Annotated in this window: 7 protein-coding genes and 1 pseudogene; 3 read left to right on the top strand and 5 right to left on the bottom strand. The window is 63.2% G+C overall.

The window, feature by feature from the left end:
• Positions 1-41: 41 nt before the first annotated feature.
• From ccoP to ccoN, 4 genes are read right to left on the bottom strand one after another with little or no spacing between them, the layout of a single operon-like run.
• Complete coding sequence (ccoP, locus tag HYI44_RS08640) at positions 42-995, bottom strand: cytochrome-c oxidase, cbb3-type subunit III (protein WP_225569178.1); 954 nt, start codon at positions 993-995, stop codon at positions 42-44.
• Complete coding sequence (locus tag HYI44_RS08645; RefSeq protein ID WP_045057424.1) at positions 992-1,192, bottom strand: cbb3-type cytochrome oxidase subunit 3; 201 nt, start codon at positions 1,190-1,192, stop codon at positions 992-994. The genes ccoP and HYI44_RS08645 overlap by 4 nt, the downstream gene beginning before the upstream one ends.
• Positions 1,193-1,801 carry a cytochrome-c oxidase, cbb3-type subunit II gene (gene ccoO / locus HYI44_RS08650; protein WP_045057425.1) on the bottom strand — a complete coding sequence of 203 codons (609 nt, stop codon included), beginning with the start codon at positions 1,799-1,801 and terminating at the stop codon, positions 1,193-1,195. It abuts the gene before it with no gap.
• Positions 1,802-1,811: 10 nt separating this feature from the next.
• Positions 1,812-3,236 carry a cytochrome-c oxidase, cbb3-type subunit I gene (gene ccoN / locus HYI44_RS08655; protein ID WP_122838121.1) on the bottom strand — a complete coding sequence of 475 codons (1,425 nt, stop codon included), beginning with the start codon at positions 3,234-3,236 and terminating at the stop codon, positions 1,812-1,814.
• A 96-nt stretch (positions 3,237-3,332) separates the two neighbouring features.
• Here ccoN and HYI44_RS08660 point away from each other — a divergent pair, with 96 nt between their 5' ends.
• Entirely contained in the window at positions 3,333-4,010 is a 678-nt protein-coding gene (locus HYI44_RS08660; protein WP_225569179.1) for an alpha/beta family hydrolase, read from the top strand.
• Positions 4,011-4,258: 248 nt separating this feature from the next.
• Here the strand turns inward: HYI44_RS08660 and HYI44_RS08665 are convergent, their stop codons facing one another.
• Positions 4,259-5,824, bottom strand: coding sequence for a methyl-accepting chemotaxis protein (locus tag HYI44_RS08665; protein ID WP_122838123.1), 1,566 nt, complete (start codon positions 5,822-5,824; stop codon positions 4,259-4,261).
• Between the two features lie 596 nt (positions 5,825-6,420).
• Between HYI44_RS08665 and HYI44_RS08670 the strand changes: the two are divergent.
• A pseudogene (locus HYI44_RS08670) lies at positions 6,421-8,105 on the top strand (ShlB/FhaC/HecB family hemolysin secretion/activation protein).
• 38 nt (positions 8,106-8,143) lie between these two features.
• Complete coding sequence (locus tag HYI44_RS08675; RefSeq protein ID WP_318653925.1) at positions 8,144-16,315, top strand: hemagglutinin repeat-containing protein; 8,172 nt, start codon at positions 8,144-8,146, stop codon at positions 16,313-16,315.
• Positions 16,316-16,320 lie beyond the last annotated feature (5 nt).

Here is a 16,320-nt window from a genome sequence, read left to right on the forward strand (position 1 = left end):
CTGCCGCATGCAGGCGAATGCGGCAGTAGAGCGGTCGAGAGTTATTCGCGTTTGCCTTCAGCCTGCAAACGATCGGTATTCAAACCGTGGGACAGGCTGTACACATAAGCCGCCAACAGTTGCACCTTATCGTTGCCCAGCAGCTCATTCTGCGCCGGCATGTGGCCCTGGCGACCATGACGAATCGTTTGCTCGAGCTGCGTCAGGCTGGTGCCATAGATAAAGCCGGCCGGGTGCGTCAGGTTCGGCGCGCCCATGGCCTCGGTGCCCTGGCCACTCGCGCCGTGACAGGCCGTGCAGGTGGTGCTGAACGCTTGCTGGCCGGCTTGCAGGTCGGCCTTGGTATCCGCTGGCAATGGCAGCCCTGCCAAGTCGTGACGCACGTAGGCGGCCACGTTCTTCACGCCGGCTTCACCGAGGATTTCGCCCCAGGCCGGCATCGCCGCCATGCGACCGCCCATGATCGTGGTCTTGATCATCTCGGCATCGCCGCCCCAGCGCCAGTTGCTGTCGGCGAGGTTGGGGAAGCCGAACGCGCCCTTGGCATCCGAGCCGTGGCACACCGAGCAGTTGGAGGCGAACAGGCGGCCACCCATCTTCAGTGCTTGCGGGTCCTGGGCCACTTCTTCCACGGGCATCGACGCGAATTTGGCGTAGATCGGCCCAAACTTGGCGTCAGCCTTGTTCATCTCCTTTTCCCATTCGTGCACCCCGGTCCAGCCATCTTCATAGCCGGGCAGGATGCCTTTCCAATTGCCCAGGCCCGGGTACAACACCAGGTAACCGACGGCAAACACCAACGTGCCGGCGAACAGCATGAACCACCACTGCGGCAACGGGTTGTCGTACTCCTCGATGCCGTCGAAGCTGTGGCCCATGGTCTGGTCGACGCTGCCCTTGGTCTCGCCCTTGCGCGTGCCGATCAGCAGCCAGGTCAGGCCGATCAGGCTGCCGATGGTCAGTACGCAGATCCACGTACTCCAGAAAGTGGTCATGACCGGGTACTCCTTGTTGTTGCAGGTTCTGGTGGGCTGTCAGGTTGCGGTTCGTCGGCGAACGGCAGCAGGCGCGCTTCGGCGAATTCCGGATTGCGCTTGGTGTTGAACACCCACAGCGTCAGGCCGACGAAGGCCACGAACACCACGACCGTGCCCAGGCCGCGGATCATTCCAGTGCTCATCTCAAACATCACTCACCTCTTGCTCTTGATGGCAGTGCCGAGCACTTGCAGGTAAGAAACCAGGGCGTCCATCTCGGTCTTGCCCTTCAGGCTGGCCACCGCGCCGCTGACGTCGTCATCGGTGTACGGCACGCCAAGGGTGCGCATGGTGCGGATCTTGGTTTCGGTATGGCTGCTGTCGACCGCCTGCGTGACCAGCCATGGGTAGGCCGGCATCTTCGACTCGGGCACCACGTTGCGCGGGTTGTACAAGTGCGCGCGATGCCAGTCATCCGAGTAGCGGGCGCCGACCCGGGCCAGGTCCGGCCCGGTACGCTTGGAGCCCCACAGGAACGGGTGATCCCACACACTCTCGCCGGCCACCGAGTAGTGCCCGTAGCGTTCGGTTTCGGCGCGGAACGGCCGGATCATCTGCGAATGGCAACCCACGCAACCTTCCCGAATGTAGATGTCGCGTCCTTCCAGCTGCAGCGCGGTGTAGGGCTTCATGCCTTCCACCGGCTTATTGGTCACGTCCTGGAAGAACAGCGGCACGATCTGGGTCAGGCCGCCGATACTCACGGCCAGCACCATCAACAGCATGAGCAGGCCGACGTTTTTCTCGATTGTTTCGTGTTTCATCGCGGACTCCTCAGGCGATCTGCGCGGCAGTGGCGACGTCGGCAGGCTGCGAGGCCCGTACGGTGCGCCAGGTGTTGTAAGCCATCAGGAACATGCCGCTCAGGAAGATCGCGCCGCCTACCAGGCGCACGACGAAGCCCGGGTGGCTGGCCACCAGGGTTTCGACGAAGGAGTAGGTCAGCGTGCCGTCTTCGTTGATCGCACGCCACATCAGGCCCTGGGCAATGCCGTTGACCCACATCGAGGCGATGTACAGCACGGTGCCGATGGTCGCGAGCCAGAAGTGCGCGTTGATCAGGCCGATGCTGTGCATCTGCGCCCGACCGAAGATTTTCGGGATCATGTGATACAGCGCGCCGATGGAAATCATCGCCACCCAGCCGAGTGCACCGGCGTGTACGTGGCCAATGGTCCAGTCGGTGTAGTGGGAGAGGGCGTTGACGGTCTTGATCGCCATCATCGGGCCTTCAAAGGTCGACATGCCGTAGAACGCCAGCGAGACCACCAGGAAGCGCAGGATCGGATCGCTGCGCAACTTATGCCAGGCACCCGACAGGGTCATCATGCCGTTGATCATCCCGCCCCAGCTTGGAGCCAGCAGAATCAGCGACATCACCATGCCCAGCGACTGCGCCCAGTCCGGCAGCGCGGTGTAGTGCAAGTGGTGCGGACCGGCCCAGATGTACAGGGTGATCAGCGCCCAGAAGTGCACGATCGACAGGCGATAGGAATACACCGGCCGCTCGGCCTGCTTGGGCACGAAGTAATACATCATGCCCAGGAAGCCGGCCGTGAGGAAAAAGCCCACGGCGTTGTGGCCGTACCACCATTGCACCATCGCATCGGTCGCACCGGCATACACCGAATAGGACTTGGTGAAACTCACCGGCAGCTCAAGGTTGTTGACGATGTGCAGAATCGCCACGGTGATGATGAACGCACCGAAGAACCAGTTGCCGACGTAGATGTGCTTGGTCTTGCGCTGCATGATCGTGCCGAAGAACACCACCGCGTAGGCGACCCAGACGATGGTGATCAGAATGTCGATCGGCCATTCCAGCTCGGCGTATTCCTTGGAACTGGTGTAACCCAGCGGCAGGCTGATCGCCGCCAGCAGGATCACTACTTGCCAGCCCCAGAAGCAGAACGCGGCAATTTTTGGCGCAAACAATTGCGTCTGGCAGGTGCGTTGCACCGAATAAAACGAACTGGCGAACAGGGCGCAACCGCCGAAGGCGAAGATCACCGCGTTGGTGTGCAGCGGGCGCAGGCGCCCGAAGCTGGTCCACGGCAAATCGAAGTTAAGCGCGGGCCACACCAATTGGGCCGCGAGAAAAACCCCGAGCCCCATGCCGACGATGCCCCACACCACCGTCATAATGGCGAATTGGCGGACCACCTTGTAGTTGTAGGCGGTACTGATAGAAGTGTTCATGGTTCCCCATCCACGGTTCAGCCGAAGTGAGCACGCGTGCGACAAGGCAGCGCGTCCTTCGCCTGGAGTTATAGGCAGACTAAAAGCGAGGCAAGCATGGACAAAGAGCACAAGGCCAGTATTGACGGGGATCAATGGGCGCAGTGTGTGCAGGAAAAAGGCTGGTTATGGAACGCCGCCCCAGCGGCGGCTTCGCCCACCCTGATCCTCGCCCATGGCGCCGGCGCGCCGATGGACAGCGCCTGGATGAACGACATGGCGGCGCGCCTTGCTGCGCTTGGGGTCAACGTGCTGCGCTTCGAGTTTCCCTACATGGCGCAACGGCGTATCGACGGCGGCAAACGCCCGCCAAATCCGGCACCCAAACTGCTGGAATGTTGGCATGAGGTGTATGCCTTGGTGCGACCCCATGTCGCCGGCAAACTGGCCATTGGCGGCAAGTCCATGGGCGGGCGGATGGCGAGTTTGCTGGCGGATGAACTGGGCGCGGATGCGCTGGTGTGCCTGGGGTATCCGTTTTACGCAGTGGGCAAACCGGAAAAACCGCGGGTGGAACACCTGGCCGGTTTGAAGACCCGTACGCTGATTGTGCAGGGAGAGCGGGATGCGCTGGGCAACCGGGAGACCGTTGAGGGGTACAAATTGTCATCGAGCATCGAGGTGTTCTGGCTGGTGGCGGGGGATCATGACCTCAAGCCGCTGAAGGCTTCGGGGCATACCCACGAACAGCATCTGGCCGCTGCTGCGCAGAAGGTTGCCAGTTTCCTTCAGTGACATCTGCGGTGGCTGTATGGGCCTCATCGCGGGCAAGCCCGCTCCCACAGGATTTGTGCAACACCACAATCCACTGTGGGAGCGGGCTTGCCCGCGATGAGGCCCCAACAGGCAACATCACTTCCAGATCAGCCACAAAAAACCCGGAAGCTCCCCGGGTTTCTGCTCATACACCCCCCCGTAGGAGCTGCCGAAGGCTGCGATCTTTTGACCTTGACCTTGACCTTGACCTTGACCTTGACCTTGACCTACCGATTAAACCGCTCAACCAACGAATACTGCGTACTCGCCGTCTTCGTCAGCTCTTCACTCAACAACGCCGAATGCTGCGCCTGCTCCGACGTCTGATCCGCCAGCTGCGAAATATTGCTGATATTGCGACTGATCTCCTCAGCCACAGCACTTTGCTCCTCCGTCGCCGCCGCAATCTGCGTCGTCATGTCGGTGATGTTCGCCACCGCCTCGCTGATCCCCACCAACGCCTGATCCGCCTCCAGCACCCGCGCCACACCTTCCTCAGCCTGACGATGCCCGGCTTCCATGGTCTGCACGGCGGTACTGGCCGTCTGCTGCAGCTTGGCGATCAAGGCATGAATCTGCCCGGTGGACTCACTGGTCCGCTGCGCCAGTTGCCGCACCTCATCCGCCACCACCGCAAACCCACGACCCATCTCACCGGCACGCGCCGCTTCGATCGCCGCGTTCAGCGCCAGCAGGTTGGTCTGGTCAGCGATACCCTTGATCACATCCACCACACCACCGATCTCGTCACTGTCCTTGGCCAGCTGCGTCACCGTCATCCCGGTTTCCCCAACCACCACCGACAGCCGCTGAATCGCATCACGGGTTTCCCCGGCAATGGTACGACCACGCCCCGTCAGGCGGTTGGCTTCCTGGGTCGCATCCGCCGTGCGCTGCACATGGCTGGCCACTTCCTGGGTCGTCGCCGCCATCTGGTTCACCGCAGTCGCGACCTGCTCGGTCTCAACCCGCTGACGCTCAAGGCCCGTCGAACTGTTGTGCGCCAGGGTGTCAGACTGCCTGGCCTGATCGGTCAGATGCTCGGCCGTGTCCTGCAAACGGGTCAGGCAGGTCTTCAGACGCGCTTCCTGACTCAAAATCGACATCTCCAACCGCGCCTGTGCGCCACGGCTGTCGGTGTACATCTGCGCAATCAACGGATCGGACGTGGTCTGCTCAGCCAAACGCAACAAACGCTTCAACCCGCGCTGCTGCCAGCTCAAGCCCATCAGGCCCAACGGCACCGACAGCCCGGCGGCAAGGGCAAAGCCCCACTGCGACGTCAACGTGGCGCCAATCATGAAACTCAACTGGCTCACCAGAATGAACGGCAACCAGTCCTGCAGAACCGGCAGCCACTTATCACTGGCAGGCACCGCCGACTTGCCCTGATTGAGCCGCTGATACAACGCCTCGGCACGCCGGATCTGCTCGGCCGTCGGCTTGACCCGCACCGACTCGTAACCAATTACCTGATTGCCTTCGAAGATCGGCGTCACATAGGCGTTAACCCAATAGTGATCACCGCTCTTGCAGCGATTCTTGACGATACCCATCCAGGGCTGACCCTGCTTGAGCGTGCCCCACATATGCGCGAACACCGCCGATGGCACGTCAGGATGACGAACCAGATTGTGCGGTGCACGGATCAGTTCCTCACGCGAAAACCCGCTGATCTCGACAAAGTCGTCGTTGCAGTAGGAAATCACGCCCTTGGCATCGGTCGTGGAAATCAACCGCTGCTGAGCCGGGAAGGTCCGTTCGCGTTGAGTGATGGGCTGGTTATTACGCATGGCATATTCAATCCGTGAGGCTTTCACAGGGTTTCGGCAGGGCGTGGAATTTGTTGAGTTTTTTTATTGCCCACGGCCCCACAACCACCAGATCCCGCAAAATGAACCCAAGCCCATTGTGGGAGCTGGCTTGCCAGCAAAGACGGCCTGCCAGCCACCATATCTCGCGAAATGAACCCAAGCCCATTGTGGGAGCTGGCTTGCCAGCGATGGCTGCCTGCCAGCCAACCAGATCCCGCGAAATGAAACAAAGCCCCCCGGTAGGAGCTGCCGAAGGCTCGGGCCGCGATCGGACTTCATAAAAGTTGAGAATGACGACGACTCTTAAATATTTACTGACTGTTTTTAGCCTCACGCATAGCGTGAATATTGAATAGAGCCTGCAAAGCACCTACTGGGCGAAAAAACTATGCAGGAACAAAGCGTAAGTAATTTCTGTAGGAAAACTTAACCGCTGTATGTAGGAATGTTCCCGTTGTCTCCAGCGGCATTGTTTCAAGGGGTGGCGAGTACCAATCACAGTGTTAGTTTAGCACCCCTCGTTTATTACCCGGTTCTCCAAGTTGCCCTCATTACTGTCGAGGGCGCAATTCCTTATGTGCGTTTCGTTTATTTATATAAGCGTTATCAGCAGCACTTTGGCCGCGCCCGTTACCAATCCCGGCGATCAGGCATTATCCGTGATCGCCAGAATCGCTTATTGCAAGAGCAGCGCCAGCGGCTGGAAGAGCTCAAAGCGCTGCCCGGCAGCCCGAGCACGCCAGACGAACCGGCCATGCCTGCTGATTCCCGGTGCTTTGCCATCGACACGATCGACATCGAGGGCGCCGGGCACCTGCCCGCCGGCGCGCGTTTGCGCCTGCTTAAACCCTACCTCGGCCAATGCCTGGGCGTGGCCCGGCTCAATGAGCTGCTCAAGGTCATCACCGAGTACTACCTGTCCAGCGGGCTGGTCACCAGTCGCGCCTATTTGCCTCAACAGGACCTGTCCAGCGGCCACCTCAGGGTGCTCGTGGTCGAAGGCACGCTTGAAGGCCTGGACCGCGCAGAGGACAGCGGGCTGTCGGCGCGTGAACTGGCCATGGCGTTTCCCGGTGCCGATGGCGAGCTGTTGAACCTGCGTCAGATCGAGCAACTGGTCGACCAGCTCAACCGGTTGCCATCAAACCAGGCCCGCATGGAGCTGGCGCCGGGCGCGCAGGTGGGCGGCACGCGGGTCAGGGTGGAGAACACGGCGCAAAAACCCTGGCGCGCGAGCGTGTCGCGCAACAACGACGGGCAAAAATCCACTGGCGAACAGCAATGGGGCACCGCCCTGGAATGGGACAGCCCCCTGGGCCTGGCTGATCAACTGGTGCTGCGCGGTGGCCACGATGCCGTCAGCGATCGGCGCAAGACCTCGCAAAACGCCATGCTCTATTACAGCCTGCCCTGGGGTTGGTGGAACTTCAGCTACAGCTACAGCCAGAGCGATTACCGCTCGCAGGTCCAGGCCAACGGTTTCAACTTCAAGCAATCGGGCGACAGCCAGCACCACCTGCTGCGCGCAGAACGGGTGATCCATCGCGACGCTTTAAGCAAAACCTCGATGAGCCTCGGTGTCGCGCACCTGCGCACTAACGCCTACATCGAAGACAGCCGCCTGGACCTGAGCAGCAATCGGCTGAGCGAGCTGCAGTGGGGCATCAACCACGGTCGCCGGGTCGCCAGCGCCTTCATCAACTTCGACCTGGGCCTGCAACAGGGCATTGGCGCTTTCGACGCGCAAAGCGCAGGGCATCCCGGCCCCGGTGAACCCGAGGCGCGTTTTCGCAAGTACACCGCCACCGCCAGTTACCTGCAGCCTTTCATCCTGGCGGGCGAGTCCCTGAGTTTCACCAGCCTGGTCACCGGCCAGCACACCGACGATGTGCTGTTCAGCGCGCAACGCATCAGCCTCGGCGGCGCGTCCTCGCTGCGCGGTTTCAAGGACCAGCAGCTGAGCGGCGACAGCGGCGCCTACTGGCGCAACGACCTGCGCTGGGCGCGCCCGCTGACCCTGGCCTGGTTACGCCCGGCCTTGGCCGAATACGGCGCCAGCCTGGGCTACGACCAAGGCGTAATTACCCACGAGCGCTACAACGGTGATCAGCACGGGCGGCTCTCCAGCCATTCGCTGGAGCTGTTTGCCCGCGGCCAGCACCTGTCTGCCGGCGTGACCTTCGCCCATTCCCTGAAACGCCCGGCCGCGATGACGGAGCGTGAAGCGCCGATCTACTTTCGCCTGGACTTCTTCCTGTAACCCCACTGCCGACAACGCCCTGTTGCATCGAGATTGATATGCCGACCCGTCCCTTCGCCCACCGTGCCCACCAGCCATCTGCCGCCCCTGCAAGCCCTGAACGCTTCTGCGGCCTGCCCAAGCGCGGCCTGGCGCTGATCCTGGCCAATGCGCTGTTCTGGCAGCCGCTGCTGGTGCAGGCCGATGGCATTGTGGTCAGCGGCCCCGGCACCTCACTGGGCCAGGCCGGCAATGGCGTGCCCATCGTCAACATCGCCGCGCCCAATGTCAGTGGCCTGTCGCACAATCAGTTCAGCGACTACAACGTCGGCGCCAACGGGGTGATCCTCAACAACGCCACGACGCGCACCCAGGCCACGCAACTGGGCGGGATCATTCTCGGCAACCCGCACCTGCAGGGCTCGGCGGCCAGCACCATTCTCAATGAAGTCAACGGCGGTAATCCGAGCCACCTGCGCGGGTACACCGAAGTCGCGGGGCCATCGGCGCGCGTCATCGTCGCCAACCCCTATGGCATCAGTTGTAACGGCTGCGGCTTCATCAACACCCCACGTGCCACCCTCACCACCGGCACCCCGATCCTGAACAACGGACGCCTCGATCACTTTCAGGTCGATGGCGGTAGCGTGAGCGTCGAGGGGGCGGGGCTGAACGCCGGCAACGTCGACAGCTTCGAGATCATCACCCGCACGGCCAGGCTCAATGCGCAGATCAATGCCCGCAACCTGACCCTGATCGCGGGCCGCAACGACGTTGACGCACAGACCCTCAATGCCACGGCGCGTGCGGACGACGGCAGCGTCAAGCCACAGCTGGCCATCGACTCCACCGCGCTGGGTGGCATGTACGCCGGCGCTATCAAACTGGTGGGCACCGAAGCCGGTGTCGGGGTACGGTTGGCCGGCAACCTGGCCGCCAGCGGTGGCGATATCCAGATCGATGCCAATGGTCATTTGACCTTGTCCCAGGCGGCGTCCAGCCAAGGCATCAGCGTCCAGGCGGCGAGCCTGGAGGCGCAAGGTCCGGTCTACGCCGGCACCTCACTGGAAGTTAAAACCAGCGGCGCCTCAAGCAACCGGCAAAGCCTGGCTGCGCGTGATCGCATCAGCCTGAGCGCCGGTGGCCAGCTGACCAACAGCGGCATCATCGAAGCCGGCATCAACGCCGACAACAGCCGCAACAGCGTCGGCGATATCAGCCTCCGTACGCAGCACCTGCGCAACAGCGGTAGCGTGACGGCCAGTCGCAACCTGGACGCAGGCGTCAGCCAAACCCTGGACAACCGTGGCGGCACGCTGAGTGCGCAAAACGGCGTGCAGGTCAGTGCCGCAACGCTGGACAACCGTGAGCAAGGGCGGGTGCTCAGCCACAACAGCCTTGCCCTGCATGCGGACCAAGTGCTCAACCAACAGGGCCTGATCAACAGTCGCGGCCCGCTCCAGGCGCAGGTGGGTCACCTGGATAACCGCCAGGATGGACGGGTCAGCGCTACCGGCGATCTTGATCTCAGCGTGACGCACCTGGACAACCAGGGCGGTGAATTGATCGCCCAGGGCAACCTGAACCTCACCGGCACCACGCTCGATAACCGTCACAACGGCTTGCTCGGCGCAGCCAACGTGCTGACCGTCCAGGTCGATACGGTGGATAACCGAGGCGGTGAGCTTTCCAGCTCGGCGGCGCTGAACCTGAGCGGCCAGCAACTGAACAACAGTGACGGCGGCAAGGTGCTAGCCGGCACGGACCTGAGCCTTGGCGTCGCGCAATTGCTCAACCAACACCAGGGCTTGCTGCAGGCCAAGGGCCGTGTCTCATTGGCCGGCCAGACCCTGGACAACGGCGGCGGGGCGGTCAGTGCCTTGTCGGCAGTGGATATCCGCCTCGACGGTGCCCTGACCAACCTCGGCGGTTCGATCAACAGCGAAGGCGCACTGATGGTGAGCGCCGCGAGCCTGAACAATCGCCAGGGCAGCCTGTCCAGTGCCGGTCCACTCAGCCTGACCAGCCTGGGCGTGGTCGATAACCAGGGCGGTCAACTGGTCGCCGACGCCAGCCTCAGTCTGCACAGCGCCAGCCTGGATAACCGCCAGCGCGGCAACATCAGTGGCAAGGGCCCTGTGCGTCTCGGCACGGGCGCGTTGGATAACAGCCAGGGCGGGCACCTGACCAGCAGCGATACCCTCGAACTGACGGCCACCCAGGTGACCAACCAGGACACCGGCCGCATCGCCAGCGACCAGACTTTGACCGCCAACGTCACCGGCCTGGACCAACAAGGCGGTATGTTGTTCAGCAACAGCGCGCTGAACCTGAACCTCAATCACGGCCAGTTGAACAACCAGAACGGCCTGATCAGCGCACCGCTGCTGATGCTCGGCCACCTCAACGAAGTGAACAACCAGGGTGGGGAAATCTCCAGTGCCCAAGCCTTTACCTTCGCCGCCAACAGCCTGGACAACAGCGACGGCAAACTGCTGAGCAACCAGGCACTGACCGTGCGCGTGGAGCAGGCGCTGGGCAACCTCAAAGGCCTGATCGCCGCGTCGGCCCTCGACGTGCGCGCCGCCAGCGTCAATAACCAGGGCGGCACCCTCACCAGCCGTGACACCCTGGACCTGAACGTCGACGGCCTGCTGGACAACCAGGCTCACGGCCTGATCAACGCCACCCAGCGCCTCAATATCCAGACTGCCGCGCTGAACAACCAGAACGGCGGATCGCTACTGGGCAGCGCCATCGCCCTGGATTTCGGCACGGCGGGCGGCGACCTGAACAACGCCGGTGGCCTGATCACCACCGCCGGTGCGCTGGGCATCCACCAGCTGCGCGACCTGAACAACCAAGGCGGCGAGATCTCCAGCGAGCAAAGCTTTGCACTCGCCGGCCGCCACCTCGATAACCACAACGGCAAGCTGATCAGCAGCCAGTACCTGACGCTCGACGGCCTTGGCGTGACCAACCAGAACGGCCTGATTTCCGGCTGGGAAGGGCTGGTCGTCAACGCCCATAACCTGGACAACCGCAATAACGGCACGCTCTCCAGCCGCAACGGTAACCTTGAAATAGCCGTCAAAAACGCCTTGCTCAACAGCGATGCCGGCGCTTTGGTCAGTCAGCACAATCTGACGGTCAACGCCGGCAGCCTCGACAACCGCAACGGCGGAATCCTCTCCAGCGCCGCCGCTCAGGCACTGACCGTCGACGCTGAGTTTAACAACAGCCAGGGCGGCCAGATCGACAGCGGTGCTGCCCTGACTATAAAAGCGTCGACCCTCAATAACCGCAGTGGCGCCATCAGTGCCGCGCAGGCCCTGAGCATCACCGCCGACGCGCTGGATAACAGCAGCGCCAGCCTGATCGGCAACAACGCCGTCACCCTCAACCTGCTCGGCGCCCTGACCAATACCCAGGGCAAACTCGCCAGCGCCGGGCGTTTGCGCCTGAGCGCCAGCCAAGTCGATAACCAGGGCGGCCAACTCGCCAGCCAAGGGCTGTTCACCCTCCTGACGGGCGGCCTGGACAACCGCCAGCGTGGCACAGTCGCCGCCAACGATTTGCTGACGCTGACCGCCACGGGCGTGGTGCAAAACGACGCCGACGGCCTGATCTACAGCCAGCACGGCAATGTGCAACTGCAAGCCGCACGCCTGAGCAACGACCAAGGCACCCTGCAAAGCCAGGGCGTGCTGACCCTGGACGTCGCCGGTGATATCGACAACCAGCAAGGTCGTATCCTCGCCCAGGACGGTGACCTCAACCTCAACGCCGGCAACCTCGATAACCGCGGCGGCGTCCTGGCCAGCCTGCACGCCACACTGACCGCCACCCTCAGCGGTTGGCTGCAAAACGGCATCCACTGGATCAGCCGCCAGGGTGGCACCATCCAGGCCGAGCGCCTGAACCTGACGACGGCCAGTATCGACAACCAGGGCGGGCGCCTTGCCGCTCAATCGGGCGATGTGCTCCTCAACACCGGCCACTTCGATAACCGCAGTGGCGGCCTTTACGCCGCACAACGCCTCAGCGTCAACGGCGCCGACCTGGACAACCGCGCAGGGCAGATCGCCGCTCAACAGATCGACCTCAGCCTGGCCGGTGCCCTGAGCAATGCCCAAGGCATCCTCGAGAGCGACAGCACCCTCAACATCGCCGCCGCCCACCTGGACAACCAGGACGGTCAACTGCGCGCCCTCGGTACCCAAGGCGCCAGCCGCTTTCAAATCGCGGGCCTGCTGAACAACCGCCACGGCACCCTGGAAAGCGCCAACACCGACCTGAGCCTGGGCCTGGGCAGCTTCCTCAACACCGGCGGCACCGTGCTGCACGTTGGCGACGGCACCTTCGACATCGCCACCGCCAACGTCATCAATGCCGGCGGCGACCTCATCACCCGGGGCGGCCTGACCCTCACGGCCGACCAGTGGACCAACAGCAGCGTCATCCAGGCCGGGCGCCTGAGCGTCAACGTCAACGACTTCACCCAGAGCGCCAGCGGCCAGTTGCTGGCCGCCAACAGCCTGATCGGCACCGGCGTGAACTGGCGCAACGACGGCCTGATCGCCAGCGATGGCAGCCTGGACCTGGGCCTGAGAGGCCTCTACACCGGCAAGGGTCGACTGAGCAGCCGGGGTGACTTGACCCTGGGCACCGGGCAATTGCACCTGCCTGAAGAGGCCAGCATCGCCAGCGGCGGCGACAGCCTGATCACCGTCGCCGGCGTGCTGAACAACTACGGGCGCCTGACCTCCAGCGCCGACCTGATGCTGCAGGCCGGCGCCGTGAACAACTACGGCACCCTGGGCAGCGGCCAGGACCTCACCCTCACCACGGCAGCGTTGCTCAATGATCACGGCCTGATCTTCAGTGGCTGGGACATGGGCCTGCGTGTCGCATCGCTGACCAACAGCTACGCCAGCCTCTACAGCCTGGGCGACCTGGACATCGACCGTGACGGCGACGGTGGTTGGGCCGCCAGCATCGTCAACAGCTCCGGCCTGATGCAGAGCGACGGCCGCATGAGCCTGGCCGCCAGCACCATCAAGAACATCCGTGCGTTACTGACTATCTCTGACGAGGGCATCTACACCGCCAAAATCGAACAAATCCCCTGCATCGAAGGCGTCAACGCCGGCGACTGCGGCGGCAAACAAAACCGCGTCTGGGAAATCGTGCAGCGCGAAAAACTGCAAGTCACCGCCGCCAGTGCCGCGTCGAGCATCACCGCTGGTGGCGACCTGATTCTTAACGGCGGCGACCTGCTCAACCACAGCAGCACCATCGCCACCAGCGGCAACCTGAGCGCCACGCTGAACAACCTCACCAACACCGGCGTGCAGACCTCCGATACCGAAACCGTGCGCGTGTTTCGTACCCAACGCGCCAGCAACGGCAGCGGCTGGGTCAACATGGCCCAGGCGTTCACCGACCGTTACTGGCTGCACGGCAACGGCTACGACGCCGGCAACCTCGGCGGCCTGGGGGCGGCCATGAGCCAGTTCATCGGCACCACCGAAGCCGAACTGCCGCAGTTTGGTCGCGTGACGCAACTGAGCACCGGCGACCAACGCTATGCCGCGATTATCCAGGCCGGCGGCAACGTCAACATCACCACCCAGAACGACTTCGACAACAGCGTGGTGCGTGCCGGCTTCGAGTACGTCGGCAGTGGCCCGAGCACCAACACCAGCGCCCCAGGCAACGCATTTTCCACCCGCGTGACCCTCAACCAGCAACTGCCCCCGGACCTGGCACAACAGCAAATCAACCCACTGGCGCTGCCAGGGTTTGAATTGCCCACCGGGCAGAACGGCCTGTTCCGCCTCAGTGGCCAGGGCAGTACCCAGGGCGACACCGGCCCGCACAGCTGGAACCTCAGCGAGGCCAGCGTCGGCGCGGCCGAGCGGCAACAAGCCATACCCGGTACCGAGGGGCGCGACATCAGCGCCGACCCGTCCGGCAACCTGGCTGGCGCGGTCAGTGTGGCCAAGGTCCAGGGCCTGCCCGGCAACACCGGGCAATCCCAGCCGCATAAATACCTGATCGAAACCAACCCGGCACTCACCGACCTCAAGCAATTCATGAGCTCGGACTACCTGCTCAGCCAACTCGGCTACAACCCCGACGACAGCGCCAAGCGCCTGGGCGACGGCTTCTACGAGCAGCAGCTGATCCAGCAGGCCGTGGTCGCCCACACCGGCCAGCGCTATCTCGACGGCCTGACCTCCGACGAAGACATGTTCCGCTACCTGATGGACAACGCCATCGCCAGCAAGGACTCGCTGATGCTGTCGCTGGGCGTCAGCCTCACCGCCGAGCAAGTAGCGGCCCTGACCCACGACATCGTCTGGCTGGAAACCGCGATCGTCGACGGCCAGCCAGTCATGGTCCCGGTGCTGTACCTGGCCCAGTCCGACAACCGCCTGGCCGCCAACGGCGCGCTGATCCAGGGCCAGGACGTCAGCCTGATCGCCGGGCACAACCTCGGTAATGCCGGCACCCTCAAGGCCACCGGCAACCTCGCCGCCATGGCCGGCAACCACCTGGTCAACAGCGGCCTGGTGCAGGCCGGCAATCGCCTCGACCTGCTCGCCGGCAACAACCTCACCAACCACGCCGGCGGCATCATCAAGGGCCGCGACGTCAGCCTGACCAGCCTCACCGGCGACATCAGCAACGAACGCACCGTCACCGGCCACGACAGCAGCAACGGCTTCAACACCCAGCACCGCGACTTCGTCGACAACGCCGCACGCATCGAAGCCGCCAACGACCTCACCATCACCGCAGGCCGCGACTTCGACAACCTCGGCGGCGTCCTGCAAAGCGGCCGCGACACCAGCATCAGCGCCGGCCGCGACGTCACCCTCGGCTCGGCCACGCAACTCAACAGCAACGAACACGGCAGCAAAAACCGCGACCTCACCATCACCCAACACAGCGCCAGCCTCGAAGCAGGCCGCGACCTGTCCATCAACGCCGGCCACGACCTCGCCATCGTCGCCAGCCAACTGGACGCCCAGCGCGACCTCGCCCTCAACGCCGGCAATAATCTCACCTTGGCATCCGCCGCCAACGAAGACCACAGCTACAGCAAAACCCACAAAGTCGAAGCCCAGGAAGACCACGTCAGCCAGGTCGGCACCAGCCTCAACGCCGGCGGCAACGTCACCCTCGGCGCCGGCCAGGACCTCACGCTCATCGCCAGCACCGTCACCGCCGGCCAGGAAGCCTACCTGGTCGCCGGCGGCAACCTGCAGCTGCTGGCCGCCCAAGACAGCGACTATTCGCTGTACGACAAGGAAAAGAAGGGCGGTTGGGGCGGCAAGGAAACCCAGCGTGACGAAGTCACCGACATCAAGCACATCGGCAGCCAAATCAACACCGGTGGCGACCTCACGCTGGTCAGCGGCGGGGATCAGCTTTACCAAGGCGCCAAGCTCGACAGCGGCAACGACCTGACCCTGCAAAGTGGCGGCAGCATCACCTTCGAAGCCGTCAAGGACATGCACCAGGAGAGCCACGAAAAGAGCAAAGGCGACCTGGCCTGGAACTCCGCCTCGGGCAAAGGCAACACCGATGAAACCCTGCGCCAGAGCCAATTGGTGGCCCAGGGGCAGATGGCAATCAACGCCGCGAACGGCTTGAACATCGACCTCAAGGCCATCGACCAGAAGTCGGTGGGCGAGACCATTGATGCCATGGTGCAGGCCGATCCGAACCTGGCCTGGCTCAAGGATGCGGAGCAGCGTGGGGATGTGGATTGGCGTTTGGTCCAGGAAGCCCACGACAGCTTCAAGTACAGCCATTCGAGTCTTGGCCAAGGCGCGATGCTGGCAATCATCATCATTGTGACCGCATTGACTGCCGGCGCCGCGAGTGGCGCAGTGGGCTCCGCAGCGGGAGCCACTGCGGGGTCGGGAACGGCCATGGCAGCAGCAGGCACGTCTGCTGCCGGAGCTGCCACAGCAGCAGGTTGGGCTAACGTAGCGGCGACGGCGGTGTTGACCTCGGCTGCGAGCGGCGCTGCGATCAGTACGATCAACAACCAGGGCAATCTTGGTGCCGTTGTAAAAGATGTCACGTCCAGCGGTGCGCTGAAAGGCTACCTCGTCTCCGGCGCCACTGCGGGCCTGACCGCTGGCTACTTCGACAATTGGACCGGCACCACCACTGACTCCGTCACGGGCAAGGTCACCACCAACCTGAATTAGTGGAA

The organism is Pseudomonas sp. Y24-6 (genome assembly GCF_020295325.1).
Classification (GTDB): Bacteria; Pseudomonadota; Gammaproteobacteria; order Pseudomonadales; family Pseudomonadaceae; genus Aquipseudomonas; species Aquipseudomonas gregormendelii.

Excerpts from the sequence above, each read along its gene's own strand:
- ccoP (WP_225569178.1), bottom strand. The coding sequence starts at position 995 with ATGACCACTTTCTGGAGTACGTGGATCTGCGTACTGACCATCGGCAGC.
- ccoO (WP_045057425.1), bottom strand. The coding sequence starts at position 1,801 with ATGAAACACGAAACAATCGAGAAAAACGTCGGCCTGCTCATGCTGTTG.
- ccoN (WP_122838121.1), bottom strand. The coding sequence starts at position 3,236 with ATGAACACTTCTATCAGTACCGCCTACAACTACAAGGTGGTCCGCCAA.
- HYI44_RS08660 (WP_225569179.1), top strand. The coding sequence starts at position 3,333 with ATGGACAAAGAGCACAAGGCCAGTATTGACGGGGATCAATGGGCGCAG.
- HYI44_RS08665 (WP_122838123.1), bottom strand. The coding sequence starts at position 5,824 with ATGCGTAATAACCAGCCCATCACTCAACGCGAACGGACCTTCCCGGCT.
- HYI44_RS08675 (WP_318653925.1), top strand. The coding sequence starts at position 8,144 with ATGCCGACCCGTCCCTTCGCCCACCGTGCCCACCAGCCATCTGCCGCC.